Raw genomic sequence first — 25,372 nt, forward strand, 5'->3', positions numbered from 1 at the left:
GCCAACGACCGGACAACGCCCTTGATGTCGCTATAATCACGGTGCAAAAACTTTGCACCGGCTTCACGCAACAAAGCCAGTCGCTGTCCGATACCGATAAACCCGTAACCCAGTTCGGCCGCGGCCCGCACATCCCAGAGGGCATCACCGAAATAGATAACCCCTTCAAAAGCCGTCAGATTCGCGCTGCGTAACGCCTTCCCTGCTGAAACCGCCATGATTTCCACCCGACTGCCTCCATCTTCCGATGCAGCCAGAGGAATACCATCGACGTCAATACCGCTGGCCTCCAGTTTGAACAACGCCTCGCTCCGCCAACATCCGGTCGCAATCGAAATCGCAACATCGTCGCGCTGGCGCAGGTAGCGTAAAAATGCAGATGCGCCGGCAACCTCGTAAAACTGTTCGGAAGCCTTCAGGTGCAGCCGCTGCAAGCACTCCAGCATTTGCTGCTCAATGGCAGCAACCTCCGCCGGCTCTGCATCCCTGCCCCGGCAGTTGCGTATCGCCTCGGCTGTAATGCCATGCGATGTCACATGGCGGTAAGCATGCCAGTCGGTATTCACATCCCGGTAGCCGGTCACCTCGAAAAATGCATCGACATAGGCCTGCTGATCATATGCGTACGATTCGGTCAGAGTACCATCGATATCAAACATGATCAGATACACCCGAACACCTCCGTTACGCTTACATACTCCGCAATGAGACCATCACAGCAACCCGGTCTTAACGGGCAGCCCCTGAGAAGCTCAGCTGTAGGCGGCTCTGAAAGCTGCAATGAAATGATCCAGCTGTTCGGCAGGCAGGGCATTGATGCCTGCTGCAGCTTTGCGCCCGCCACCGCTCGGGAACTGCATACAGAGCGCATCGGCTCCGGACTTGTTCTCTAACGGCGCACGCACACTTACCCGGTAATCGCCGCCGGGCAGCAGCGTTACCAGTGCATGCGCCCGTGCAGGAGCCCCGCGCGCCAGCTCATTGCCGAATACGCCGGAGACACGCCTCGTCCAGGGAGCATCCGGCAAGAACACCACCCGGATCGCACTCTCATCAATAGAAAAATCCAGCTCGCGCGCCTGCGCCATATCGGATGCATACCCCTCATCCAGCTGCCGATAAGCCGCCGAATCAGCGATAAATGCAAACGGATCGGCAAACGGGGCGACCTCCCGGTAGAGCTGATCCGGCGCGACATAGAGATCGTCCAGCTCTACCCCGTAACCATTGTAATTAATCAGCGTACCCAGGTGCGCCAGCTGCGAGAGCTGCATATCGGTGAGCCCCAGAGGCGACGCTGCCGCTCTCGCCGATGCAAACAGATTATCACCGAATGCCGCCACGACAGCCCAGGGCAGATATGCGCCCCCGAGAAAATCATTCACCAGCAGGCTGGTGCAGACATCGGCATCCGTATTGATATGAGCCTCCAGATCTGCCGACTGCGGTATTTCACCGGCAAAATGATGGTCGAAATAGCGTACACGGGCGCCCCCGGCCAGCAGACGGTTGAGCTCATCCCTGTTTTTATCCAGCGAGATATCCAGCACCGTCACCTGATCACCGGCTTCGGCATGCACCCGTTTGAGTAGTGCGATATCCCGTTTTACCCCGGTAACCAGCTCCGCATCACGCGGCGCGGCCAGCCGCAACTGATGCAATGCACAGATACCATCGGCATCCCCGTTGAATACATCAATATATTTCATTTCCGTACAAGCTCCACCGAGGCCCACTCTTCCAGAGTGTCGCGGCGCACCTCGACCAGCCCTTCTGCCGCATAGGCAGCACAAACATCATCCACCTGTGTGGTCAGCAGACCGGAGAGAATCAGATGATCGGCAACACATGCCGACAACTCTGTTGCCATCCATACCAGCGGCGCGGCAAGAATATTGGCCACCACCAGCTCGAACTGCTGCTTCGGCGGCGTATCGGCCAGCAACACATCCAGTGCAACGCCGTTAATCCCGGCATTGGCCTGACATGCGTCGACAGAATCCTGCTCCATATCGACAGCCAGTGCCGATCCGGCACCCAGTTTGATAGCGGCAATGGCCAGCAGTCCGGAGCCCGCCCCCATATCCAGCAGCGTCAACGGCGGCCGCTTATCACAGATGCGCTCAATAGCCTCCAGACACAGACGCGTTGTCGGATGCGTACCGGTACCGAAAGCCATACCGGGATCGAGCACAATATCGATACGCCCGTCGTTCGGCCCTTCGCAGAACGATGGCCTTACCCAGAGCCGCTTGCCTACCGGCATCGCATGCCAGTCCTTCTGCCAGGCCGTCTCCCAGCCATGCTGCTCCAGTGTCGTCAGCGTAAAATCCGCAGGCTGCAGGCCGGCCAGCAAAACAGCCGCCGTTAACCCGGCGCGTCGTTTAGCTTCATCCTCATCTATGGCAAACCAGGCAAGATGTTCACAAGCTTTGGAATCAGCATCCGTCTCACTCGCTACCCCCAGAGACTGTAGGGCACCGGCCAGCTGCATAAAGTCGTCCTCTTCCATCGCGGTTGCCGGTATTCGCAGCTCCAGACATTTTCCTGCTTGCATCTTTTGTTCCCCTTCGTTCCAATACTGCCCTCTTAAATGGAGGTCGCTGGTGCACAACTCTTCTGCTTATCGCATGCGGGTCAAAGAAAATATCAGAATGGTTGACCCGGCATGCCACGATACCGTCATGCAGCTAACGCTGGCATCTCCGGACGGTGCAGATGTCCGATCATTCACGGCCGGCCAGTATGTGCGCCTGGCTATCCCCGGCGTAAAGGAGCCTGCAGCCGGTTATTTTGCTATTGCTTCCGGACCGGAATCGCTCTCCTCTTATCAGTTTTATATTAAAAATGCCGGCCCCTTATCCGCCTATCTCTGCGATATGCAAGCAGGTGCAGAGCTGGAAGTGGAAGGGCCGATGGGCAAGGGCTTCGACCTGAATACGCACAAGGGTAAGGATGTCTACCTTATCGGCGTAGGCACCGGCATTGCACCGCTACGCAGCCTCTGGAATCATATCATCTGTCACCGGTCGGATTTCGGAAAGGTCGCTATTTATGCCGGCTTCAGGACCGCCATGCACCAGATGCTGACCGATGAGCTGGCTGAGCTGGCCAGCCATGATATTGAGGTCTCGATCACACTGGAGGCCGGCCATGACAGCTGGGATGGCCCGATCGGTTATGTACAGCATGCTCTGGAAAACGATGCTCCGGACGGCAGCCATGCCGTGGCGTGCCTCGCCGGCATGAGTGCAATGGTGGACGCATGCACGGAAACGCTGCATCATCTCGGATTTGATGATAGCTGCATCCTGCTCAACTATTGACCCTGTGACCGATTCCAGTCGGCCTGAACAGCCTGTTTCCTCCTCCCGGATTCCTGACAAAGATCTCCCGCCCGATTTCGCACTGCCATTGATTGCGCTCGATATCGGCATGAAACGCATTGGCGTTGCCGTTTGCGACCGTTTCGGCATCAGCTGCCGCGGCGTGACCTGCCTGATGCGCAGGGATCATGGCTGGCCTCAGCAGCTGGCCAAGGTCGTCAGGGAGTACGGCGCAAAATCTGTTGTCGCAGGTCTGCCGAAAAATATGGATGGCACCGAAGGAGTGCAGGCCGCTGATGCCCGTGCCGCCGTAGCCGAATTGAAAAAAACGCTGCCACTGCCGGTTACATTCCAGGATGAACGCCTCTCCACCTGGACGGCAAAAGAACGACTTTATGCACAGGGCTTGCGCGAAAAAAAGGTGCAGGAAAAACTGGATCAGACAGCCGCCGCAGTCATTCTGGAGGATTTCCTGGCTTCCAATCCGCAGCTTACGGGGAAAAAACTATGAGTAGCATCATATTTGATCATCAGGCGGTCGAAGATGCCATTGGCCACATGGCCGACGCCATACAGGGTGAGCAGGTTCATCTGATCGGCATCCAGCGCGGCGGCGCCAAGGTCGCCAACGCCCTGCAACAGCTGCTGGAGGCGCGCGGCACACAGGTTTGCCGCGGTAATCTGGATATATCGTTCTATCGCGACGACCTGGATACCATCGCTCCCAACCCCGAAGTAAAGCCATCGCAGCTACCACACAATTTCAACGGAAAAACTATCTGGCTTATTGATGACGTACTCTATACCGGCCGCACCATTCGGGCGGCGTTGGGAGAGATCTTCGATTACGGTCGTCCGGCCGCGGTCAAACTGGCTGTACTGGTCAATCGCGGCGGCCATCAGCTGCCCATCGCTCCGGATCTGGTGGGGCTGAACTATAATGCCGACCCCGGCTGCTCAATCAAACTGGTCACGGCAGGTCCCTGGTATATCGAACAACGCGATCCATCAAGCGCGGAGGAGCAATGAAAACCATCAAACATCTGTTCGGCATTGCCGATCTTTCGCGTGAACAGATCGAGTATCTGGTCAACATGGGCGAATCCTTTATTGAGGTTAACCGCCGCTCCATCAAAAAAGCACCGACACTGCGTGGCAAAACCATTATCAACCTCTTCTTTGAAAACTCAACACGCACCCGTACCAGTTTTGAGCTGGCCGGCAAGAGACTCTCTGCCGATGTGATTAATATCTCGGCCTCGACCAGCGCGACGACAAAAGGGGAAACCCTGCTCGATACCGGTCAGACGCTGGCCGCGATGCAGCCACATGTGCTGGTCATCCGTCACTCACTGGCCGGCACCTGTGAGTTCCTGGCCGAATATCTGCCCAACACCGCACTGGTTAACGCCGGCGATGGCGCGCATGAGCATCCGACCCAGATTCTCACCGACCTGCTAACACTCAAACAGACATGGGGATCGCCTAAGGGAAAGATCATTACCATCGTTGGCGATATCGCCCATTCGCGTGTGGCCCGCTCACACCTGCTGGCGGCACAAAAGCTGGGTTATACGATGCGCGTAGTGGCTCCGAAGACGCTGCTACCGTCGCAAATTGAGCGCTATGGCTGCGAGGTCTATCATGATTTTGATGCAGCACTCCCCGGCTCCGATGCCGTTTATATGTTGCGCGTTCAGACCGAACGGCTGACCGACAGCTGCGCCTTCCCCTCCATCCGCGAATATCACGAGGCCTACGGTCTGAATGCGAAGCGTTTGCGTGCAGCCGGCCCCGATTGCATCGTCATGCATCCGGGCCCGATGAACCGCGGCGTGGAAATTGCCACCGATGTGGCTGATTCGCTGAAGAGTCATATCCTCAATCAGGTGGAGCACGGCGTGGCCGTGCGCATGGCTGTACTGGCCGCCCTGTGCGGCGGACAGCATGAAGAGAAGAGTACGGACAGCGGCAAACCACTGTCCGATGACAAGGCACAGGGGTCACTGGCATGAGCGGCACACTGCTGATAAAAAACGGACATATCATTGATCCGGCCAACGGCATAGATACCGTCGCCGACCTGTGGATCAATGATGGCAGAATTGCCGGCATCGGCAGCTTTGAGGGCGAGCAGCCGGATCAGCTGGTTGATGCCACCGGCAAGGTGGTTTGCCCCGGCCTGATTGATATGCATGTACACCTGCGCGAACCAGGCCAGGAGTGGAAGGAAGATATTGAATCGGGCTCCCGCGCGGCTGTAGCAGGCGGCGTCACAAGCATGTGCTGTATGCCCAATACCGGCCCCCATATCGATCATGCAGGCATTGCTCTGCAGATTGTCGCCCGAGCCAGACAGGTGAACCTGTGCAATGTGCACCCGATTGGTGCTGTGACAAAAAACCTGGACGGGAAGGAGCTGACCGAGATGCGCGAGCTCTCCCGCGCCGGTTGCGTGGCTTTTTCCGATGACGGCTTGCCGATCTGGCATGCCGGCGTGATGCGCAAGGCCCTCGAGTACTCTGCCAGCTTCGGCTTCATGGTGATCCAGCATGCTGAAGAGAAGGCGCTGACCAAGGGCGGTGCGGTTAATGAGGGATGGATTTCCACCCAGTTGGGCGTGGAAGGCATGCCGGCAGCCGGTGAAGACTCAATGATTGCCCGCGACATCATGCTGACCAAGCTCGCCGATGCACGCTATCATGTGGCCCATATCTCCACGGCAGGCGCCGTGGAGCTGGTACGACAGGCGCGCAAACAGGGTTTGAAAGTAACCACGGAAGCTGCCCCTCACCACTTTGCCCTGACCGAAGATGAGGTGCTGGGATATAATTCCGATGCCAAGATGAGTCCACCGCTGAGAACCGAAGCGGATCGACTGGCCGTCGTCGAAGGGTTGAGAGACGGCACCATTGAAGTCATCGCCACCGACCATGCGCCGCATCACGAAGATGATAAACGCTGCGGACTCTCCTGCGCCGCCTTCGGCATTGTAGGTCTTGAAACCATGCTGCCGGTATCGCTTGAGCTGGTTCGTGATGGCGTACTATCCATGTCCGATATGATCGCCAAGATGACCTGTAATCCGGCCCGCCTGCTGGGGCTTGATTCAGGCACACTCTCAACCGGCGCAGACGCAGATGTCACCATCTTCGATGCCGATGCCACGTGGATGCTGGATCGCAACAAACTGGTATCCAAGGGTAAAAATACGCCGTGGCACGGCAAGCAGATGACAGGGCGCGTTACCCATACTATCAAAGCCGGGCGGGTCGTATTCAGCGACGGAGTCGTGCATGAGTAAAGAGCAGGATGCCACCATCTTTGAAGAGCAGGCCAGGGTACTGGCTCATGTCACCCATCCGGGTGATCAGTATATTATGCGCCTGCATGCACCAAAAACAGCCGCCCGGGCAAAACCCGGTCAGTTCGTACACCTGCGCGTCTCACCGGAGCGGCCACTGCGCCGCCCGATCTCGATTATGCTCACCGATCCGGAGCACGGTACAATCGACCTGCTCTATAAGGCCATCGGCGAAGGCACACAACTGCTGACCGAACGCAAAGCCGGAGACCTTATTCCGATGCTCGGCCCGATCGGCGTGCCGTTCGACCTCTCCGACCACACCAAACGATACGTGCTGATCGGTGGCGGCGTCGGTATTCCACCAATGATTTTTGCCGCAGATCAGTTGCAGGGCAAGGCCGACTGTATCCTCTTTGCCGGCTCTGAAGTCGAATTCCCGTTTGCCCTGAAGCCGTCAACCACACTACTGCCCGGCATTAATGGCAACGCCATTCTCACCATCCGCTCGCTGGAAGAGCGCGGTATACCGTCCCGGCTGGCCTCCAATGCAGGCCTCTATGGCTGTTATGAGGGGCATGTGCCGAATCTGGCCAGAGATTATCTGCAGGCCCTGCGGCCGGATGAACGGGCGCGTTGCGTACTACTCTCATGCGGGCCGCATCCTATGCTGCATGCAGTAGCAAAGCTGGGACGCGAGCTGGAGATCCCTACCTTCCTCAGCCTGGAAGAGCATATGGCCTGCGGTATCGGCGGTTGCGCCGGCTGCGTGGTTAAAACGCTTGAAGAGGGTCAGGAAAAATATCGCCGCGTCTGTGTTGACGGGCCGGTGTTTGCGGCGGAGCTATTGCCGGAGTTTGCATGACAGGCAGTACCGCCATGGATGTGCTGGAATTCTGGTTTGCGGAGCTTGAGCCGCGCCAGTGGTGGGTCGCAGATACTGCACTGGATGAGGAAATCCGACAGCGTTTCAGCGAGTTGCATGCCGATGCGAGCGCCGCAAAACTGTATAACTGGCGCGAAGATGCAGCCGGTCGACTCGCCGAGATCATTGTACTCGACCAGTTTTCACGCAATATCTACAGAAACACACCGCAGGCCTTCGCCTGGGACGGCATGGCGCTGGTACTGGCACAGGAGGCAATACGCATCGGAGCCGATCAGGAGTTTGATGCGCCGGAAAAAGCCTTCTTCTATATGCCCTATATGCACAGCGAATCGATGGCGATTCACACCCAGGCGGTAAAACTGTTCGATCAACCGGGTGTGGAGTTCAACCTGGAGTTCGAGATCAAGCACAAGATCATCATCGACCGCTTCGGCCGCTATCCTCACCGCAACGCCATCCTCAGCAGAACATCCACGCCGGAAGAGCTGGAATTCCTCACCCAGCCGGACAGCTCATTCTGACAAGCGGCGAAGCACCATCCATTTAAAGCTTATCCCGCCCTTTCTGCCCGCTGAACACAGGCAGCTACTAACTCGCAATGAACACCTCGTTTTGTATCACGCTTTATCATTCATGCCACTCTCCCCTGCCTGTTCAAACAGGCCGGAAAAATCTTCGGCAGGGATCGGGCGGCTGAACAGATAGCCCTGTACTTCATTACACTCCAGGCTCTTTAGCAGTTGCAGTTGAGCGCGGGTTTCCACACCTTCAGCGATAACGGTCAGTTGCAGCGTATGTCCGAGCTGAATAATAGCGCTTACAATGGCAGCATCTTCAGGATCGACAACCATGTCTCGTACAAAAGACTGATCGATCTTTAGCTTGTCCACCGCCAGTCGTTTCAGATAAGACAGGCTTGAATAACCTGTCCCGAAATCGTCGATGGAAAGCTTGATACCGATATCCTTCAGGCGATGCAGCGTTTCCATAACAACCTCGACATCATCCAGCAAAATGGATTCGGTGAGCTCCAACTCAAGGTTTTCGGCCGGCAAACCTGATCGCTCAAGGGCCTGGATCACTGTCTCAACGATATTGCCACGCTTGAACTGGACTGCAGAGAGATTGACGGCCATGACCATCGATGGCATCCGGTTTCTCTTCCGCCAGACCTGAGCCTGTCTGCACGCTTCATTGAGCACCCACTCACCAAGCGGGATGATCAGGCCGCTCCGTTCGGCCAGCGGGATAAATTTAAGGGGCGGAACAAGCCCATGCTGTGGATGCTGCCAGCGTACCAGTGCCTCGGCCCCGATCATCCGCTCGTTGAGCGTATCGATTTGGGGCTGGTAGTAGATGCGAAATTCCTGATTGATGATGGCGTGACGCAATTGACCCTGCAACTGCATATGCTCCAGCGCGTTGATATTCATCTGCTCGGTGAAAAAGTTATAGGTATCTTTCCCTGCAGCCTTGGCCTTTTGCAAGGCTGCCTCGGACTGACTAATCAGCCTGTTAAAATCCCTGCCATCATTCGGAAAGATGGAGATACCGATACTGGAGGTAACTGAAACGATGTGATCATCAACAGTAAATGGCTCAGAAAAGGCATCAAGGATCTTCTGGACAATGATTTCAATGGCCGCCAGATCGCCTACATCGCCCAGCAGAATGATAAATTCGTCGCCACCCTCGCGGCTGATCGTATCTGATTCACGTATACAGCCGTGCAGCCGCTCAACCACCTGAACAAGCATATGATCAGCAAGGCTGCGCCCCAGAACATCATTGACCAGATGGAAATCATCCAGGTTAAGAAAGAGCATGGCCACGTTCGAGCCACGGCGTCTGGCTGTTGCTGCTACCTGCTCAAAACGGTCATGCAACAGGATACGATTGGGCATACCGGTCAGCGCATCATGATGAGCCATGAAATCCAGTCTATCCTCTGCCTCTTTATGCGCGACCCGCGTGCGCAGCGCGCCGATACCATAGGCAAGGTCACTGGCCAACTCTTCCAGCAATGCCACTTCATCAAGGTTAAATGCATCGGGCTCGGCTGCATAGATGGTGAGTACTGCCATTTCGGCTTTGCTGATAGCAAGAGGGAGGGCGATGCTCGACTGATAACCGCGCTTGATAGCTTGCTCACGCCATGGCGCCATCTTCGGATTATTCAGGCAATCCTGATTGACGACTTTTTTTCCTGTTCTTATCGCGGTGCCGGTGGGGCCCCGTCCCAGCTCCGTATCGGCCCATGTGATATTCACACTGTCCAGGTAACCCTCCTCATAACCGGATTGCCCCACCGGACGCACACTCTTGCCGGCATCGTGTTCGGCGATCCCCACCCAGGCCATCAAATAGCCGCCGGTTTTCACAATCACCCGACACATCTCTTGCAGCAGGTTGGTTTCGTCACGGGCATGAACCAGCACCGAGTTACATGCACTAATGGTGCGCAGAGCCCGGTTCGCTTGCAGCAGCTCAAGCTCCGCTTCCTTACGCTGAGTGATGTCCTCATAGATGCCAAGCAGGCCGAAGAGCTCTCCGGCGGCACTGCGCAACGGCACCTTCGAGGTGCGCAACCAGATATGCCTGCCCTCCGGGGTCGTCTGCGGCTCCTCAAAGCCCAGCTTGGCTTCGCCGGATGCCATCACGCGATGATCGTCGGTGCGGTAAAGCTCAGCCTGCTCCCGCCAGCCCATATCGAAATCACTTTTGCCGACCAACTCCTCCGGCTGCGTCAGGCCGGCATCATGCGCGAAGGCGCTGTTGCAGCCCAGATAACGCGATTGGGCATCCTTCCAGAACACACGAATCGGCGCATGTTCGATGATCGAGCGGAGCAAATCCTTTGATTCCCTGAGTGCTTCATCAGCCTGCTTACGCTCGGTGATATCCTCAATCATGCACAGGTGCTGCGGCGAGCTGCCTTTCTCCCCTCTCAATGGTGCAATCGTCATTCTGACCCAGACAATCGATCTATCCGGGCGAAAATACCGCTTTTCCATCGTAAAGCCGGGAATCCTTCCCGCATTCATCAAAGCCATATTATCCAGATCTGCCTGCACATCCTCCGGATGAGTAATACTCATCCAGTCAACAGCCTTCATCTCCTCGACAGACCTGCCGGCGATCTCGGCAAATCGTGGATTAAGCTCATGGATTGTCCCGTTGAGCGAATCAATCAGCGCCATACCCAAAGGCGCCTGGCGAAAGATGGTGGCAAAGCGTTCCTGACTTAATCGAATAACATCCGCTGAGTGTCTGCTTTCGGTAATGTCCAGTGTTGTGCCAGCCGAGCGCAGGGGCGTGCCATCATCATGGTAATAGGTCTCGCAGCGTTCATTGACCCACTTCACCAAGCCGTCCGGCAACAGCAGGCGGTGCTCGATGTTGTAAGGGGTCCGATTCTTGACCGATGCCGTGTAGGCCCGGTCAACATACACCTTGTCATCCGGGTGCACCGTAGCCAGAAAGGTGTCATAGGTGTTTACCGAGCCGGGCTCCACACCGAATATGCGGTAGTTCTCATCCGACCACCAGAGGCTGTTTTCCAACAGATCCAGCTCCCAACTTCCCAGGTGGGCAACCCGCTGTGCTTCTTTGAGACGAAGCTCACTTCGCTGTAGCTCTAATTCCGCACGCCTGCGTTCGTCAATATCACGGGCCACAACCATGACGGCAGGCTTTCCATCGAACTCGGTTCGCAAGGCATAAACTTCTGCCAATATCGATGTTCCGCCGGGCTGTAGCAGTCTCTCCTCCAGCTTCGGAGTCAACGCTTCTCCCTCGAATAGCTGACGCATCCGCTCCTGAACCACGATATGATCATCGGGGTGCACAAACTCCATTACCTGCCGACCGATAATGTCTTCCGGCTGCTTGCCGCCAAACAGCTTTGCGGCGGCATCATTGGCATACACCCATAGCCCACCCTGATGCACCGCTATCGCCTCGGGCGATACATCCATCAAAGCCTTGAACTGTTCTTCGCCTCGCCTTATTTCAGCCCGCATACGAGCGTCATCTATGCGTTGGGTAAAAAAACCGAACCCCAGAAACATGCACACAATAAACATTCGCATCCACATTTCATGGTATACGGTAGGAAACAGATCATGGGACAGATTCCCCGGCTCAAAAAAGTAGAAATGAAGCAGCGACTCCCCGATCCAGAAAAGAGCGGCGAACAGCACCCCGAGCAGAACAAAAAAATGATGCTGAACCCACCCGGAGCCATCACCTGGCCTGATCCGCCTATTCATCGTTAAATGGCACCTGAAAACAATGTTTTATACATAAATCCTCATCATGCATACCTGCTACAGGACAGATCGCATCTCGTTTGCCGTTGGCCCTCTCTATGGAAAGTGATCCTCCGGCATCATTTCAGGCAGGTGCCTCTTCGGACCTGCAGCTCAGAACAAATAGACTTAATAACACTTGATATAACAGAAAGCGCCCCAGAGCAGGGAAATGCCCTTCCATTTACTGACGCTAACCGGATTAAATATACCTCATCCAGGCTATTACGTCTTTAACTTTTTGAAAATCCCTTGGCAAACAGTATGTAACGCATTCGGACTCAGGCCTGTTTTGCACCGTCAGATCGCCCGCAATCACGTTAGGTGTAGCGCTGTCCTGCTTGCGGTATTCTTGCGCAGTATTGTCGATAGCTGCACAACCCGGGAGGCAGGATTCACATGAATATACAGAAAAATTCTGAAACTGTGACCTGACTCATGGGATGGAATTACCGGATGATGAAGCGTGCACACCATGCTCACTTCAACCATACAGGAACGCGCGCCTGTTGCAGCAACAGCCCTGCCCGTGATTAAACTGTTCAAATACGCTCTGCTGGCTGCATTAATCCTGCTTACCGGCTGGCTTGGCTGGGCCTATTCGCAGGTGCTGACATGGCGCGCCGGAAACCCGCAGATGAGTGCCTTTATGCAGCAGGATCTGGAGAGCAGACACATAAAAAATCCGAAAGCGCGGCTAAAACATCACCCCGTTCCGTACAAGCGCATCTCCGTGAATCTCAAGCGCGCGGTAATTGCCGCCGAGGATGCCTCATTTGTCGATCACAACGGCTTTGATCTGGATGGTATTCAGCTGGCCATGGAAAAAAACCTGAAGGCCGGGCATATCACGGCCGGCGGCTCGACCATTTCACAGCAGCTGGCCAAGAACCTCTTTCTCTCGGGCGAGCGCACACTTCTGCGCAAGGCTGAGGAGGCAATCTATACCGTAATGCTTGAGGCCACGCTTTCCAAACGGCGAATTCTGGAGCTCTACCTGAACTATGCGGAGTGGGGCAACCGCATCTACGGGGCCGAAGCTGCCGCCCGCCACTACTACGGCATTCCCGCCTCCATGCTCTCCCCCTGGCAGGCCGCCCGCCTGGCCGCGATCCTGCCCAACCCCCGCTACTACGATGGACGACGAACGGAGTGGATATCCGAAAAATCGAACACCATCCGCCACTATATGCCGATGGTACGCATTCCTCGCTAACAACTCCCAACACAAAAACATTGAGATCTGGCGCCATATTGACGATATTGATCCAATAGGGAGGGAAGCCACCGTGAACACCTCTGACTTACTGATTCGACCAATGCTTCGTGAAGAGCTTGATCTTGCCCTGAATTGGGCTGCCGCTGAAGGGTGGAACCCGGGGCTTGATGATGCTGTTCCATTTTACGAGGCCGACCCGCAAGGTTTTCTGATCGGCCTGCTCGATGATCAGCCGGCTGCCATGATCTCGGCCGTCACCTATGGCACAAGCTTCGCATTCATGGGCTTTTACATCGTCAGACCGGAATATCGCGGGCGCGGCTATGGCTGGCAGATATGGCAGGCAGCCATAGCCCGGCTTGCAAACCGCAACATTGGACTCGACGGTGTCCCTGACCAGCAGGATAATTACAGAAAATCGGGATTTATATTGGCGCACAGAAATATCCGCTACCAGTGGTCCGGCCACCCCCTTCCACCACAGGCACCACTGCCCGGGGGAGCCTCACTCATCCCTCTTGATGGGGCCGCATTGAGCAGCCTCAAGCGTTATGACCGGGCTTTTTTTGCCGATGATCGCACACAATTTCTACACAGCTGGATTGTACAACCCCACTGCACTGCAATAGCTGTACAACAGGGTGAGGAGCTGCTCGGTTATGGCGTCATCCGGCGATGTCGCGATGGTGCCAAAATCGGTCCGCTGTTTGCCGATACGCCGGAGATTGCGGCATCACTGTTTTCCGCACTCTGCAGTCACTCCGATGAGCCCGTCTTCCTTGATGTACCCGAATGCAATACAGCGGCCATGGCGCTGGCAGAGAGACACGGTATGCACCGGGTATTTGAGACGGCGCGCATGTATACACAACAGGCGCCGGAAATATCACTGGAGCGCACCTATGGCATCACCAGCTTCGAGCTCGGTTAAGCCTGCTACAACTACCTCGGCTTTCTGATCCACCGCAATATCTCCGCCTGCCGGCGTGTTTATGGCGCTTGGCCTGCTACCGGGAAGCCAGTAAGCTGACGCAATGAAAACACTGATCCTGATCCGCCATGCCAAATCCGACTGGGGTGACCTGTCAGCCCCCGACTATGACCGCACACTCAACCACCGGGGACTACATGACGCTCCGGTGATGGGGCGTCGCCTGGCCGAACAGACGTTGGTTCCGGATCTGTTTACCGCCAGCAGCGCCGTGCGGGCACGCATGAGCGCCGAATTGATGGCAGAAGCCATGGGCTACCCTGAAGCGCAGCTGCATTGGCGCGATGAGCTCTATCTGGCAGAGCCTTCGACCATGCTGGATATCATCCGAAAGACCCCCGAGACGGTCAACTCTCTGGCACTGCTGGCCCATAATCCCGGCATGACCGGGTTGGTCGAGCGCCTTACCAGCGAGCGCTTTGACCATATGCCGACAGCCGGCGTGGTCACACTGAAAGCGGAGATCGCACACTGGCGCGAGGCTGGTCGCCGCTGGCAACTGCACTGTTTCGACTATCCTGAGCATTTGCAGTGAACCCGCCTCCGCCTACACTGCGCGCCATACTTATGGATAAACTGAAAATACTCCTGCCGGGCAGGATCTATCAGACACTGAAGCACGCTTTGCCGGCAGAGGGGTTCACCATCTGCCTGAGCGAGCTAACCCGCAAAATTCATGTGCCCTTATCTTATGCCGATGCGTTGTATGATTGGCGCCTGCATCTGACACCGATCCGTGAACAGGCAGAAAAGGCAAGAGGACAGACACCGTGAGCAAGCCCGATATCGAACTGCTGGCACCCGCCGGCACCATAAAAAACATGCGTTATGCCTTCGCTTTTGGCGCGGATGCTGTCTATGCAGGCCAGCCACGTTACAGCTTGCGCGTCCGCAACAACGATTTCCAACTGGATAACCTGCAGACAGGCATTGACGAAGCACATGCTCAGGGCAAGAAGTTCTTTGTCGCCAGCAACCTGTTGCCGCACAACAGTAAGCTTAAACGCTATCTGGAGCATATGCAGCCGGTGATCGATATGCGGCCGGATGCGCTGATTATGGCCGATCCCGGTTTGATCATGATGGTCCGCGAGCGCTGGCCCGAAATGCCCGTCCACCTCTCGGTACAGGCTAACACGATGAACTGGGCTGCCGTGAAATTCTGGCAGTCGGTCGGAGTATCACGCGTGATCCTGTCACGCGAGTTGAGTCTGGACGAAGTCGAAGAGATTCGTCAGCGCTGCCCGGACATTGAGCTGGAGGTGTTTGTACACGGCGCTCTCTGCATGGCCTACTCCGGCCGTTGCCTGCTCTCCGGCTATTTCAACCATCGCGATGCCAATCAGGGCTCATGCACCAATGCCTGCCGCTGGGATTACGGCATGGAAAGTGCGGCTGAAGACATTTCCGGCGATATTATCCCGGTCAAGGTCATGGATGGCATGAATGCGCAGCCGTTTGCCGATACAGGCAATGTTGAGCGTCACCCGCTCGCCGACAAGGTCTATACACTGACTGAACCCGGACGCCCGGAAGAGCAGAACCCGATATTCGAGGATGAGCACGGCACCTACATCATGAACTCGAAAGATTTGCGGGCTGTGCAACATGTTGAGCGGCTGGTGAATATCGGCGTGGACTCACTGAAGATCGAAGGGCGCACCAAATCCCATTATTATGTTGCACGCACTGCACAGGTTTACCGGCAGGCGATTGATGATGCGTTGGCCGGTCGGCCGTTTGACGCATCGCTGCTGCATCAGCTCGACGGACTGGCCAACCGGGGTTATACCGATGCCTTTTATACGCGCAAACGTGCATCGGCGACCCAGAATTACGATACCGGAAGCTCCATATTTGACGTGCAACGCTTTGTCGGTGAAGTCCTCGCCTACCATGATGAGACAGGCATGGCGGAAGTGCTGGTGAAAAACAAGTTTTCTGTCGGCGATACGGTTGAATTAATGAATCCGGGCGGAAACCGTACCTTCACCATCACATCGATTAACGATGCCCGTTACGGCCACCCCATGCAGGTTGCTCCCGGCAGCGGCCATCAGGTGTTAATCCCGGTTCCGGTCAAAGCGGACAAGCATGCGCTGTTGATCGTCAACCTGTCTCAATGATCAGGGCACTCAAGCAGATGTGGGCCCAGGCTGCTGCCAGCCCGTCAGCCACAAAACAGCACGATGTTGCACTGGCTGTAGCCGCCCTGATGACCGAGGTCATGCGCATGGATGGCGAGGCAGATGCAGCTGAGCGTGCACATATCGTTGGCAGACTGGAGCAGCGCTTCGGATTGGACACAACTGCGGTTCACCGGTTAATCGAAGATGCAGGCAGGGAGACTGAAGAGGCACTGGACCTGCATCAGTTCACCTCGGTTGTGGTCAAATCCTTTACCACGGAAGAGCGAATTCAGATACTGGCAGACCTATGGCAGGTGGCCATGGCAGACGGGTATGTCGACCCCTATGAAGAGCAGCTGCTGCGTCGCATCGCCGAGTTGATGGGGCTGCATCACAGTCAGTTTATCCGGGCAAAAATCAGTGCCGGTGCAGATAAAATAAACGGCTAGGGCGCTGTCTCTACCCAGACAGAACCCGACTCCTCGACATGACTGGATGCTGAGGGCCGAAGCGGGTAAATACGTCCGACATCTATATTTCTGTGTATCAGGTAGCGCTCAACAGCCTGTTGCGTCTCCCGGATGCGCTCTGCTTCTGTCGCACTCAGCGTTGCCCCTGTCCACTCAGGCCGGAGATCGATCATCATCTCGGGATAGTTGTGCGCCTTGACCATCACTTTATGCAGCCGTGTGCGCTCGTTGAGTGACAGCCGCTTGTTATCATGCAGGCGAATCCGGGTTTCCAGGTGACCCCGCTTTTCCGCCATGATGCGCTTCTGCACCCTCTCATCAGCTGTCAGCATGGCATGCCGATGCATTCCGTTACGCAGAGCCTGCTGTAACCCCTCGCCCAGCGACTCCAGCGTCAATTCAGACCATCGCCCGCCTGCTGTATAACTCACCCCTGCAAGCATCCGGTCATTTTGCAAACCGTAGAGCAACTCCGCCGTCTTGTAGCCGGTTCTGGCCAGCATCGGATCCGACGGTGCCTCCTGCTTCTCGAACAGTCCCCGCTTCAGTGTAAGGGTGACCGTTGCCATCCAGTTCTCCGGCGTCGTCGGCGAACTCAGGGAGATTGCGGCCGAGAGACGCCCTCGAATCAGCTGCGGCATACCAGAGGCACGCATCCAGTCACTGAGAAAAAACGGCAGCGCATTATTTATGCGTCCTGTACCGCGAATGCGCCCGTAATCCGAGAACAGATCCCACTCCCCGTCCAGACTGAAAGGCGCGCCGCCCGCCACACCGTGAATCTTCGTTTCCGCCCAGTCATCGGGCGCAATATGCTGCATATCCACATCTATCTTCTCAGCCCAGTGGGCATCATTCCTGCCGATGCTAAGCGTACCATCCTGCCAGTGCAGCCTGTCTATACGGCAGTGATTTTCCCTAAGTGCAGTCATCCACCACGGTAGCTGCCTTGCTGCGCTATCCTGTTGGTCGCCCTGCACCGTAGCCGTAAGTGGTTGCAGCGCAGTGACATAGTGCCACCCGTCGGCCTCAATCGAACTGATTTGCTGAAAATCGAGCCCCATTCCTACCGGCCCGAATGCAACACTGGCATTTGCCGCCGACCAGATACTGCCGCCATGGCTCAGTCGCAGGTCGCGGGCAGCCGCTCTGCCCTGCATCTGCCATTGCCCCTGCCTGATGCTGACATCAATATTCAGCTCAGCGCTTCCGGCCAGGCTCGTGCCATGTCCCTCATCAACCCGAAACGGCAGCAGTGCACGCAGTAGTGGTAATGAGACATGGCGCCCAACCACATTGAAGTCAGCGGCGACTCTCTCCCCCCCTTCCGTACTACCTTTCAGATGCCATTCACTAATCGCCTGCGCAGGCAGGCTGGTTGTTTTTGCCGTCATCAAATCAAACGACAGGGGCTCATCTGCAGGCCAGCTACTGCGCCCATTGAGCTCGGGTAACATCACCTTACCGTGCGGCAGTGACAGTGCCAGCATCATATTGTTAATCGTCATCTTGCCCGCGCTGACACGCCACTGGTTCGTTGTAGCTGCATTATCCGGCAAGGACTGCGTATCCAGCACCAGCCTGGAGTCATCCAGTTCGGCACTGTCAATATGCATGCTGTGCTCAGACGTATCGAAGTTGGCTTGTTCGTAGCTTATCTGACTCCAGTACCACGCCTGCCTCTGATCCGCAGCATAGGTAAGATCGTATAGCGTGCCGTGCTCACTGTTGACCATCCACGCACCGGGCTTGCCCTGCCAGTGCAGAACGCCATCGAAATGGCCTGCCGTCAATTCCCGCCCGGCCAGATGCGGGAGCACGGCCGACCAGGGTCGCAGTGGCCATGCTTCCGCTTTCGTATCGATCAGCCATTGTCCGCCATGCTCAATGGCGTGCCATTGCAGCGTGCGACTGCGGGACGTGCCGACAGCCGAGGATAATTGCACCTGGCCTTCGACATCACTGCTGCCGGACTGATGATCGCCTGCAGCCGTCGACGTCCAGTCAAACGCTCCGTTCAGTTGGCCCGGAATCGCGTGCAACCCCACTCTTGTCGTTAACAACGATGCATCCAGCTGCTGCCAGCTGCTCTTTCCTTGGGTATGGCCGGCGCTCTGCGACCATGTCCCTTGCAACTGACCGCCTCCAAGACGGGCTGATACAGAGAACAGGCGCACGGCATCGCGCGTGTTCAGGTGAAAGTTCACATCAGAGAAAACCAGCGGTTTGTCGCTTCCCTGTGCAGCATATACGGCGAGCCGGCCACCACCCAGGCTAAAGGAGCGGGTTGCCTGCCACAGTTGCAGAAATGCCTGTTCATGCAGCCAAACACTCTCACCACTGCGCATATCCAGCGTCACATCAACACCGCTGACCGTCACATCCCCGATACGCGGATGCGAACCGGTCAGTAACTGCGGGTTGGCATGTATCAGGATGTGTCTGATCGTCAGGCTCTCTTCTCCACGTCTGGCCTGAATATTCTGCAACACCAGTCCGTTACGCAGCAGATGATAGCGGACGTTAGCGATTTCAACGCCTGCATCGCGCCCCCACTTGTGGATCAGCGCTTCCGCCTGTAACTGAGCCTGCTGTTGTACCGACAGATGCATACCAACACCAAGTAGTGCCAGTATGGCAATACTTGCCAGATACCAGCGCGCTCCGGCGGGAAAAACACCTACCGGATGGCGGAACAGGTGGGGTCTATTCAGACCCCCTCCAGCCCCTCGCCGGCTATGAGCACTGTCGACATGCTCATCACCGCCCCTGCAACTGCGCAATCACCGACTGATCTTCCAACGTGGAAATATCCTGTGTAATTTCCCGGCCTGCTGCGATATCGCGCAACAGGCGCCGCATGATTTTACCCGAGCGGGTTTTCGGCAGACTGTTGGCTATACGGATATCATCCGGTTTGGCAATGGCGCCGATTTCCCGAGCCACATGCTTGCGCAACAGTTCCGCGAGCCCATCTTCGTCAACCGACTTGAGCACAACAAAGGCACAGATCGCCTCACCCTTGATATCATCGGGACGTCCGACGACAGCCGCTTCGGCAACTGCCGGATGCGATGCCAGTGCCGACTCGATTTCCATCGTGCCCAAACGGTGGCCGGACACATTCAGCACATCATCCACCCGTCCCATAATCCAGCAGTAGCCGTCTTTATCAATACGGGCACCGTCACCGGCGAAATAGTAGCGATTACTGAATTTTTTCCAGTAGGTATCGAGATAGCGCTGTTCATCGCCCCATATACCACGCAACATCGATGGCCACGGCTGCCTGATCACCAGCAGGCCGCCCCCCTCACTGACAGGTTTACCATCTCCATCGACAACGGCTGCATCAATACCCGGCAAAGGCAACGTGGCCGAACCCGGTTTGGTCGGGGTTGCAAAAGGCAGCGGCGCAATCATGTGACCACCGGTTTCCGTCTGCCACCAGGTATCGACAATCGGGCACCGCTCTTTGCCGATCACCCGGTGATACCACATCCAGGCTTCCGGGTTGATCGGCTCACCCACCGTACCGAGTATGCGCAGGGCGGAGAGGTCATGTTGTTCCGGCCACTGATCACCTGCCTTGATCAGGGCGCGGATAGCCGTCGGTGCGGTATAAAAGACGGTAACCCCATGGTCGGCACAGATTTTCCACAAACGCCCGGGATCCGGCCAGGTCGGCACCCCCTCATACATCACCGTCGTACCCCCACAACAAAGGGGACCATATACAGAATAGGTATGACCGGTAATCCAGCCGACATCGGCCGTGCACCAGAACACATCGCGCTCCGGTTTAAAGTCAAAACTCCACTGCATGGTCAAACGTGACCAGAGCAGGTAGCCGGCTGTGCTGTGCAAAATCCCCTTGGGTTTGCCTGTGGAGCCCGACGTATAGAGAATAAACAGCGGCTGTTCGGCTTCGACCGCCAGCGGCGCACACTCGGCAGGCTGCATGTTGAGCGCCTGCTGCCAGTCAATATCGCGCCCGGCTGTTCGTTCCACATCATTACCGGCATGGGCGACCACCAGCACGTGCCCAACCCGGTGGCAGCCTTCGGCCAGAGCCAGGTCAACATTCGGCTTCATCGCATGGATACCACCACGACGCCAGCCTCCGTCGGCAGTAATCACCAATCGGGCTCCGGCATCCTCAACCCGGTCGCGCAGCGCCTGCGGCGAAAAGGCCCCAAAGACAACAGAATGCACCGCGCCGATACGCGTACAGGCCAGCATGGCAATCGCAGCCTCAGGAATCATCGGCATATAAATCACGACGCGGTCGCCAGCGGCGACGCCCAGCTCCCGCATGGCATTGGCTGCACGACACACATCTGCCAGCAATGCCGAGTAGGAGTACTTGCGAACCACACCCGTCTCGCCTTCCCAGATAATCGCAGTACGCTCACCAAAGCCTGCACGCACATGACGGTCCAGGCAGTTTTCCGACAGATTCAGCTTGCCATCCTCGAACCAACGGAAAAACGGTGCGTGCTCGCGATTGAGCACACGCGTAAAAGGTTCACGCCACTCCAGATGTTCCCGGGCCAGATCACGCCATGTTCCATCAAAATCGTCGTTAAAACGTTTACGCAGTACATGATAGGCATCCAGCGACGGAATCCTCCCCGCCTCCCCGGCAGGCGGCTCAAACACACGATTTTCATGCAGTGCGCTATCAATCACCTCAGACATGGCAGTTCCCTCCTGTTGCATTTCTAACATGCACGCGGATGAACAACAACACCGCTTGCATGTTCCCGCCCGGCGTCATTCCCGCTAGCATGCGTCTATGCCCGACATCTCAGTCATCCATACCAGTGTAGCCAGCGAGGCTGATGCCTCGCAGCTGGCTGATGAACTGATTCGCAGGCGCTTGGCAGCATGCGTTCAAATCACCGGTCCGGGCAGGTCGTTCTACCGGTGGCAGGGCGAGGTAACGCACGAGGAAGAGTGGCACCTGACCATCAAGACGACAACAGCAGCGAGTCTGCAAACACGCACATGGCTCGAAACGCATCATCCGTACGAAGTACCTGAAATTATCTGGTCAACCTGCCAGGGTACAATAGCATATGCCAACTGGGCGGGTGATGTCGTTGAACAGTAACTTACACCCTCATCCCGGGGAAACGCTGGTGTTTGACAGAAACCAATCCATCAGCACCTCTCTGGCAGCAGATCGAAAACCCGTAACAAACATGGAGTTTACATGATTGAAGTCACTTTTGCCGGCGCATTTATTGCCGGCCTGTTATCGTTTCTGTCCCCTTGTGTTCTGCCGCTGGTACCCGCTTATTTGTCGTATATTTCGGGTGTTTCGGTCTCGGAATTACGGCGACAGGACGAGCCTGCTTCCGTGCGCCGACATGCGCTGGCCCAGTCGCTGTGGTTTATTGCCGGCTTCAGCCTCGTATTTATTGCACTCGGAGCATCCGCCTCGCTGCTGGGTCAGTGGATGCTCAGTCATATGGCGATACTGGCAAAGGTGGCCGGCGCAATTATCGTCGTATTCGGCATGCACTACGCCGGCATTATTCGCATTCCGCTGCTGATGATGGATGCCCACTTTGATACCGGCGGCATCAATGCCAAACATGGAACCGGCGCACTAATCCTCGGCAGTGCTTTTGCTTTTGGCTGGACGCCCTGTATCGGTCCGATTCTGGGCGCCATTTTAGCCATTGCCGGCGCGCAGGCTGAAATGACACACGGCATCCTGTTGCTGGCCACCTATTCACTGGGACTCGCCATCCCCTTTCTGCTGGCTGCGCTGGCAACAGACAGCTTCCTGCGCTGGTCGCAAGGTTTCAAAAGCCATTTCGTCTTCGTGGAGAAGCTTTCCGGCGTACTGCTGATCATCGTCGGCGTACTGATTTTTCTCGGCAGCTTCAGCGTGGTTTCCGCATGGCTGATCGAATGGTTCCCCGCACTGGCCGATCTGGAGAGCAAACTGACCCCCTGATTTTCCACTCTCTTCGGTGGCGCCATTTATCTGACTGTTGACCGTGGCGCTCACTGGTGATTCAATATCATCCATGCAGACCAACCCGCAGCAGGAACTGGAGAAGCGCATTGAATTACTGACAGAGCATCTGTCGACTATTCGGCGCAATATGGAAAAGCTTATCGCCGATAATCATCGCATGCGTGAAGTCGTGCGTATCGCCGAAAGTGAACTGCGCAAGCGCAGGGACCAGAGCCAGCAACGCGACCATGAACTGGAAAGCCTGCAAAATGCAAGACTCGAAGCAAAAGCCAGAGTCGAACATGTACTGGAAAAAGTGGATGAACTGCTATCTCAACCGGAGGAAACATCGTGAGCACACCTGTTGAGATCCATCTGATGGGACGCACCTTTTCCATCATCTCCAATGAAGATCCCGCTCATGTACAGGCTGCCGCTGAACTGGTGCAATCCAAGGTTGATGAACTCAGACAAATGGGGGCGTCGGTTGCCTCAGATCGCCTGCTGGCGCTGGCCTCATTGAACCTGGCCGGTGAGCTTTTGGCCGGCAAAGAAACAAAGATTGATGGGCTGGGCAACTTGATTTCCAGCCTGGACCATGTAGTATTACAAGCAGAAGGTTTAGCGAAAGCGCCCCTGCGTTGAGCGAATGGCAATCATGTTGCCTGAGCCGATACTTGTTGAACGGGAGCCAAGCTACGATGGCTGTGTGAATCCCTTTAGGGGATACCTGATGCCAGAGTGCTGCACCCACCTCTTGTTAGAGGGTTCGACAACAGATTGCCGCAACGTCAACGCGGGGGCGCCCTCTATTTCCGATCAGTGCCCCGGACTCTATCTCTGACATGATATCTTCAGACAAAAACGTACTACGCTCGTCCGCCCTGTCGGCGCGGCGTGAACTCTCACCCGAGCAGCGCAGTGCATACTCCCGTACAATCTGCCTGCGCCTGCATGAGATACTGGCCGCAGCCCAACCCGACTGCCTACTGGCTTATCGATCACTGCCTAACGAGGTCGATACAACACCGCTGTTCCAGGACACTGCAACACAGCTCTATGCCCCGGTCACCCATCACCATGAACATATGGAATGGCGAAAAATCTGTCGTGATACGGTATGGCATGCGGGCGTGTTCGGCGTGGATGAGCCTCAAGAAGGCCCGCTGTGGTCGGCTGCATCGGGGCATACGATTCTCGTCTGCCCGCTGGTGGCATTCGACCAACGCGGCAACCGGCTCGGCATGGGGAAAGGGTGTTTTGATTTCTGGCTGGCACAGTACCGCAGCTCGATTGATCAAGTGATCGGGCTGGCCTTCTCCTGTCAGCAGGTCGCGGAAGTTCCTGCTGAAAGGCATGATATGCCGATGGATTTTATTATTACTGAAAAAGAGGTCACTCAATGTCTGAAGCGCTGAATATTCTGGTGATTGGCGATATTATCGGCAAAGCCGGACGCAGGGCTCTTGCTCAGCATCTGCCTGCATTGATTGATATGCACCGAATCGATTTTGTCGTTGCCAACGGTGAAAATCTGGCGCACGGGTTCGGACTCAATGAAAGCGTGGCCTCCGAAATGTTCAAGCTTGGGGTGGATGTACTGACCAACGGCAATCACTGCTGGGATCAGCGCGAATTCCTGGAGTTGATTGATGAAGATGATCGCTATGTACGGCCGATGAACTTTACTGAATTCGCACCGGGACGCGGCTGGACGATACAGGAAACAGGTCTCGGCCACCGCATCGCCGTGATCAATCTGATCGGTCAAACCTTCATGGGGCCATGGGACTGCCCGTTTGCGGCCGTGGACCGGGCCATGGATGAGATACCCGACGATGTCAGCGCGATCCTTGTCGACATGCATGCCGAAGCAACCAGTGAAAAAATGGGCATGGGCTGGTACATGGATGGTCGGGCTTCATTTGTCTATGGCACCCACACGCATATTCCCACCTGCGACGAAACCATTCATGCCTCAGGCACGGCCTACCAGTCCGATATCGGCATGACCGGCTCCTACCAGTCGATCATCGGCATGAAAGTGGAGGGCGCACTGACACGTATGGTGCAACGTCTGCCTCAGCGCTTTGAGGCGGTCGAACGGGGCGGCTCCATCTTTGCCACCATGGTCACTATCAATCCGGCAACCCGTATGGCCACATCCATTGAGCGCATTCACATTCCTCCGGCCTGAAGAATCACGCTTTAGACAGAGCAACCTGGATAAAATGGAGAACGACATAGAGTGACTGCAGGTCGTTATCAATAGTAATCGGGGCCTTGTTTTCCGGCTCAAACAGGTTCGTCTGTCCGCTGCCCGTGAAGTTCAGCCCACCTATTTCAACACATCCGGGCTCCGGAAATTCACTTTTCAGATAACACCTTATATTTCCGATCAGCGCCCCGCTCTCGGTCGCGCTCGATGAAAAAACAAAATGCAGCGTACGCCCTGCAAATGTCGTGACAAAAAAGCCGTGATCCAGATGCATCACAACAGAGATGCCTTTGATATGAAACGTGTTCGGCAGCAGCTGATCATCAACAAACATCGCGAACCTGTTAAAGCGGGAGGCAAGCTGCTGATGCGATTCAGCCGCCTTCTCCAGATTTTCATGCAATTGATCCCACTTGAGCATGTTTCCCACCTCCATGATGAAGCTACACCTATGGATATATCGCGGATTAATGCGGTAACATGAAATCCGGCCCCATTCCGACAGCCGGAAAGCCTGCTCCCGAGCCCGTTAAGCCGGTGCC

At 56.0% G+C, this 25,372-nt stretch carries 27 protein-coding genes and 1 other RNA gene; 21 read left to right on the top strand and 7 right to left on the bottom strand.

All coding sequences use genetic code 11. The features are described 5' to 3' along the window. From SPV1_RS02470 to SPV1_RS02480, 3 genes are all read right to left on the bottom strand, one after another. Positions 1–659, bottom strand: a 659-nt coding sequence (locus tag SPV1_RS02470; protein WP_081441957.1) for an HAD family hydrolase, incomplete at its 3' end; no start/stop codon positions are given. Positions 660–752: 93 nt separating this feature from the next. Next, complete coding sequence (locus tag SPV1_RS02475; RefSeq protein WP_009849514.1) at positions 753–1,709, bottom strand: acetyltransferase; 957 nt, start codon at positions 1,707–1,709, stop codon at positions 753–755. Next, positions 1,706–2,557 carry a 50S ribosomal protein L11 methyltransferase gene (locus SPV1_RS02480; protein ID WP_009849515.1) on the bottom strand — a complete coding sequence of 284 codons (852 nt, stop codon included), beginning with the start codon at positions 2,555–2,557 and terminating at the stop codon, positions 1,706–1,708. The genes SPV1_RS02475 and SPV1_RS02480 overlap by 4 nt, the downstream gene beginning before the upstream one ends. A 49-nt stretch (positions 2,558–2,606) precedes the next feature. On the opposite strand from SPV1_RS02480, the gene SPV1_RS02485 reads away from it, so the two are divergent. The 7 genes from SPV1_RS02485 to SPV1_RS02515 are packed head-to-tail and all read left to right on the top strand — an operon-like array spanning position 2,607 to position 8,040. Further along, positions 2,607–3,326 carry an FAD-binding oxidoreductase gene (locus SPV1_RS02485; RefSeq protein ID WP_231288248.1) on the top strand — a complete coding sequence of 240 codons (720 nt, stop codon included), beginning with the start codon at positions 2,607–2,609 and terminating at the stop codon, positions 3,324–3,326. Continuing rightward, the gene (gene ruvX / locus SPV1_RS02490) at positions 3,298–3,837 is read left to right on the top strand and encodes a Holliday junction resolvase RuvX (protein WP_018294016.1); all 540 of its coding nucleotides are present in this window, start codon (positions 3,298–3,300) and stop codon (positions 3,835–3,837) included. Before SPV1_RS02485 ends, ruvX begins: the two co-directional genes overlap by 29 nt. Continuing rightward, positions 3,834–4,355 (top strand): bifunctional pyr operon transcriptional regulator/uracil phosphoribosyltransferase PyrR, encoded by a 522-nt coding sequence (gene pyrR, locus SPV1_RS02495; protein WP_009849518.1) that lies wholly within the window; start codon positions 3,834–3,836, stop codon positions 4,353–4,355. The genes ruvX and pyrR overlap by 4 nt, the downstream gene beginning before the upstream one ends. After that, positions 4,352–5,341, top strand: a complete 990-nt coding sequence (locus SPV1_RS02500; protein WP_009849519.1) for an aspartate carbamoyltransferase catalytic subunit — start codon at positions 4,352–4,354, stop codon at positions 5,339–5,341. Before pyrR ends, SPV1_RS02500 begins: the two co-directional genes overlap by 4 nt. Then, positions 5,338–6,630 carry a dihydroorotase gene (locus SPV1_RS02505; RefSeq protein ID WP_009849520.1) on the top strand — a complete coding sequence of 431 codons (1,293 nt, stop codon included), beginning with the start codon at positions 5,338–5,340 and terminating at the stop codon, positions 6,628–6,630. Before SPV1_RS02500 ends, SPV1_RS02505 begins: the two co-directional genes overlap by 4 nt. Next, a complete protein-coding gene (locus SPV1_RS02510; RefSeq protein WP_009849521.1) occupies positions 6,623–7,495 on the top strand; it encodes a dihydroorotate dehydrogenase electron transfer subunit in 873 nt (290 codons plus the stop codon). Before SPV1_RS02505 ends, SPV1_RS02510 begins: the two co-directional genes overlap by 8 nt. Then, complete coding sequence (locus SPV1_RS02515) at positions 7,492–8,040, top strand: DUF924 family protein (protein ID WP_009849522.1); 549 nt, start codon at positions 7,492–7,494, stop codon at positions 8,038–8,040. Before SPV1_RS02510 ends, SPV1_RS02515 begins: the two co-directional genes overlap by 4 nt. 96 nt (positions 8,041–8,136) lie before the next feature. Here SPV1_RS02515 and SPV1_RS02520 read toward each other — a convergent pair whose 3' ends face one another. Next, positions 8,137–11,610, bottom strand: coding sequence for a GGDEF domain-containing phosphodiesterase (locus SPV1_RS02520; protein ID WP_160315782.1), 3,474 nt, complete (start codon positions 11,608–11,610; stop codon positions 8,137–8,139). Positions 11,611–11,643: 33 nt separating this feature from the next. Here SPV1_RS02520 and SPV1_RS14460 point away from each other — a divergent pair, with 33 nt between their 5' ends. From SPV1_RS14460 to SPV1_RS02550, 7 genes are all read left to right on the top strand, one after another. Beyond that, positions 11,644–11,796 (top strand): hypothetical protein, encoded by a 153-nt coding sequence (locus tag SPV1_RS14460; RefSeq protein ID WP_160315783.1) that lies wholly within the window; start codon positions 11,644–11,646, stop codon positions 11,794–11,796. A gap of 508 nt (positions 11,797–12,304) precedes the next feature. Beyond that, a complete protein-coding gene (mtgA, locus tag SPV1_RS02525) occupies positions 12,305–13,045 on the top strand; it encodes a monofunctional biosynthetic peptidoglycan transglycosylase (RefSeq protein WP_009849524.1) in 741 nt (246 codons plus the stop codon). Positions 13,046–13,148: 103 nt separating this feature from the next. Next, on the top strand, positions 13,149–13,979 hold the full coding sequence (locus SPV1_RS02530) for a GNAT family N-acetyltransferase (protein WP_009849525.1): 831 nt from the start codon (positions 13,149–13,151) through the stop codon (positions 13,977–13,979). Positions 13,980–14,082: 103 nt separating this feature from the next. Further along, the gene (locus SPV1_RS02535) at positions 14,083–14,574 is read left to right on the top strand and encodes a SixA phosphatase family protein (protein ID WP_009849526.1); all 492 of its coding nucleotides are present in this window, start codon (positions 14,083–14,085) and stop codon (positions 14,572–14,574) included. Positions 14,575–14,606: 32 nt separating this feature from the next. Then, positions 14,607–14,813, top strand: coding sequence for a hypothetical protein (locus tag SPV1_RS02540; RefSeq protein ID WP_009849527.1), 207 nt, complete (start codon positions 14,607–14,609; stop codon positions 14,811–14,813). Beyond that, complete coding sequence (gene trhP / locus SPV1_RS02545; protein WP_009849528.1) at positions 14,810–16,165, top strand: prephenate-dependent tRNA uridine(34) hydroxylase TrhP; 1,356 nt, start codon at positions 14,810–14,812, stop codon at positions 16,163–16,165. Before SPV1_RS02540 ends, trhP begins: the two co-directional genes overlap by 4 nt. Continuing rightward, a complete protein-coding gene (locus SPV1_RS02550) occupies positions 16,162–16,617 on the top strand; it encodes a tellurite resistance TerB family protein (protein WP_009849529.1) in 456 nt (151 codons plus the stop codon). The genes trhP and SPV1_RS02550 overlap by 4 nt, the downstream gene beginning before the upstream one ends. Here SPV1_RS02550 and SPV1_RS02555 read toward each other — a convergent pair. Both SPV1_RS02555 and acs read right to left on the bottom strand, forming a co-directional pair. Continuing rightward, positions 16,614–19,421 carry a hypothetical protein gene (locus tag SPV1_RS02555; RefSeq protein ID WP_040881414.1) on the bottom strand — a complete coding sequence of 936 codons (2,808 nt, stop codon included), beginning with the start codon at positions 19,419–19,421 and terminating at the stop codon, positions 16,614–16,616. The two genes, SPV1_RS02550 and SPV1_RS02555, sit on opposite strands and share 4 nt — an antisense overlap. After that, on the bottom strand, positions 19,399–21,339 hold the full coding sequence (gene acs / locus SPV1_RS02560; protein ID WP_040881416.1) for an acetate--CoA ligase: 1,941 nt from the start codon (positions 21,337–21,339) through the stop codon (positions 19,399–19,401). The genes SPV1_RS02555 and acs overlap by 23 nt, the downstream gene beginning before the upstream one ends. 97 nt (positions 21,340–21,436) lie before the next feature. Here acs and cutA point away from each other — a divergent pair, with 97 nt between their 5' ends. The 7 genes from cutA (at position 21,437) to SPV1_RS02590 (ending at position 24,809) form a co-directional block, all read left to right on the top strand. Next, complete coding sequence (cutA, locus tag SPV1_RS02565; protein ID WP_009849532.1) at positions 21,437–21,754, top strand: divalent-cation tolerance protein CutA; 318 nt, start codon at positions 21,437–21,439, stop codon at positions 21,752–21,754. Between the two features lie 102 nt (positions 21,755–21,856). Beyond that, positions 21,857–22,609 (top strand): cytochrome c biogenesis CcdA family protein, encoded by a 753-nt coding sequence (locus tag SPV1_RS02570; RefSeq protein WP_009849533.1) that lies wholly within the window; start codon positions 21,857–21,859, stop codon positions 22,607–22,609. 73 nt (positions 22,610–22,682) lie between these two features. Beyond that, entirely contained in the window at positions 22,683–22,967 is a 285-nt protein-coding gene (locus tag SPV1_RS02575; RefSeq protein WP_009849534.1) for a hypothetical protein, read from the top strand. Next, positions 22,964–23,257 carry a cell division protein ZapA gene (gene zapA, locus SPV1_RS02580; RefSeq protein WP_009849535.1) on the top strand — a complete coding sequence of 98 codons (294 nt, stop codon included), beginning with the start codon at positions 22,964–22,966 and terminating at the stop codon, positions 23,255–23,257. The genes SPV1_RS02575 and zapA overlap by 4 nt, the downstream gene beginning before the upstream one ends. Continuing rightward, positions 23,243–23,419, top strand: a non-coding RNA gene (ssrS, locus tag SPV1_RS14085) — 6S RNA. Before zapA ends, ssrS begins: the two co-directional genes overlap by 15 nt. Before the next feature lie 38 nt (positions 23,420–23,457). After that, positions 23,458–24,030, top strand: coding sequence for a 5-formyltetrahydrofolate cyclo-ligase (locus SPV1_RS02585; RefSeq protein ID WP_009849536.1), 573 nt, complete (start codon positions 23,458–23,460; stop codon positions 24,028–24,030). Further along, positions 24,015–24,809 (top strand): TIGR00282 family metallophosphoesterase, encoded by a 795-nt coding sequence (locus SPV1_RS02590; RefSeq protein WP_018294001.1) that lies wholly within the window; start codon positions 24,015–24,017, stop codon positions 24,807–24,809. Before SPV1_RS02585 ends, SPV1_RS02590 begins: the two co-directional genes overlap by 16 nt. A 4-nt stretch (positions 24,810–24,813) precedes the next feature. On the opposite strand, the gene SPV1_RS02595 is transcribed toward SPV1_RS02590, so the two are convergent. After that, the gene (locus SPV1_RS02595; RefSeq protein WP_018294000.1) at positions 24,814–25,251 is read right to left on the bottom strand and encodes a hypothetical protein; all 438 of its coding nucleotides are present in this window, start codon (positions 25,249–25,251) and stop codon (positions 24,814–24,816) included. Between the last annotated feature and the right edge of the window lie 121 nt (positions 25,252–25,372).

The organism is Mariprofundus ferrooxydans PV-1, assembly GCF_000153765.1.
Taxonomy (GTDB): Bacteria; Pseudomonadota; Zetaproteobacteria; order Mariprofundales; family Mariprofundaceae; genus Mariprofundus; species Mariprofundus ferrooxydans.

Coding starts and splice junctions, on each gene's coding strand:
- SPV1_RS02475 (WP_009849514.1), bottom strand. CDS start 1,709: ATGAAATATATTGATGTATTCAACGGGGATGCCGATGGTATCTGTGCA.
- SPV1_RS02480 (WP_009849515.1), bottom strand. CDS start 2,557: ATGCAAGCAGGAAAATGTCTGGAGCTGCGAATACCGGCAACCGCGATG.
- ruvX (WP_018294016.1), top strand. CDS start 3,298: ATGATAGCTGCATCCTGCTCAACTATTGACCCTGTGACCGATTCCAGT.
- pyrR (WP_009849518.1), top strand. CDS start 3,834: ATGAGTAGCATCATATTTGATCATCAGGCGGTCGAAGATGCCATTGGC.
- SPV1_RS02500 (WP_009849519.1), top strand. CDS start 4,352: ATGAAAACCATCAAACATCTGTTCGGCATTGCCGATCTTTCGCGTGAA.
- SPV1_RS02505 (WP_009849520.1), top strand. CDS start 5,338: ATGAGCGGCACACTGCTGATAAAAAACGGACATATCATTGATCCGGCC.
- SPV1_RS02510 (WP_009849521.1), top strand. CDS start 6,623: ATGAGTAAAGAGCAGGATGCCACCATCTTTGAAGAGCAGGCCAGGGTA.
- SPV1_RS02515 (WP_009849522.1), top strand. CDS start 7,492: ATGACAGGCAGTACCGCCATGGATGTGCTGGAATTCTGGTTTGCGGAG.
- SPV1_RS02520 (WP_160315782.1), bottom strand. CDS start 11,610: ATGCGAATGTTTATTGTGTGCATGTTTCTGGGGTTCGGTTTTTTTACC.
- SPV1_RS14460 (WP_160315783.1), top strand. CDS start 11,644: ATGGGACAGATTCCCCGGCTCAAAAAAGTAGAAATGAAGCAGCGACTC.
- mtgA (WP_009849524.1), top strand. CDS start 12,305: ATGCTCACTTCAACCATACAGGAACGCGCGCCTGTTGCAGCAACAGCC.
- SPV1_RS02530 (WP_009849525.1), top strand. CDS start 13,149: ATGCTTCGTGAAGAGCTTGATCTTGCCCTGAATTGGGCTGCCGCTGAA.
- SPV1_RS02535 (WP_009849526.1), top strand. CDS start 14,083: ATGAAAACACTGATCCTGATCCGCCATGCCAAATCCGACTGGGGTGAC.
- SPV1_RS02540 (WP_009849527.1), top strand. CDS start 14,607: ATGGATAAACTGAAAATACTCCTGCCGGGCAGGATCTATCAGACACTG.
- SPV1_RS02550 (WP_009849529.1), top strand. CDS start 16,162: ATGATCAGGGCACTCAAGCAGATGTGGGCCCAGGCTGCTGCCAGCCCG.
- acs (WP_040881416.1), bottom strand. CDS start 21,339: ATGTCTGAGGTGATTGATAGCGCACTGCATGAAAATCGTGTGTTTGAG.
- cutA (WP_009849532.1), top strand. CDS start 21,437: ATGCCCGACATCTCAGTCATCCATACCAGTGTAGCCAGCGAGGCTGAT.
- SPV1_RS02570 (WP_009849533.1), top strand. CDS start 21,857: ATGATTGAAGTCACTTTTGCCGGCGCATTTATTGCCGGCCTGTTATCG.
- SPV1_RS02575 (WP_009849534.1), top strand. CDS start 22,683: ATGCAGACCAACCCGCAGCAGGAACTGGAGAAGCGCATTGAATTACTG.
- SPV1_RS02585 (WP_009849536.1), top strand. CDS start 23,458: ATGATATCTTCAGACAAAAACGTACTACGCTCGTCCGCCCTGTCGGCG.
- SPV1_RS02590 (WP_018294001.1), top strand. CDS start 24,015: ATGTCTGAAGCGCTGAATATTCTGGTGATTGGCGATATTATCGGCAAA.
- SPV1_RS02595 (WP_018294000.1), bottom strand. CDS start 25,251: ATGCTCAAGTGGGATCAATTGCATGAAAATCTGGAGAAGGCGGCTGAA.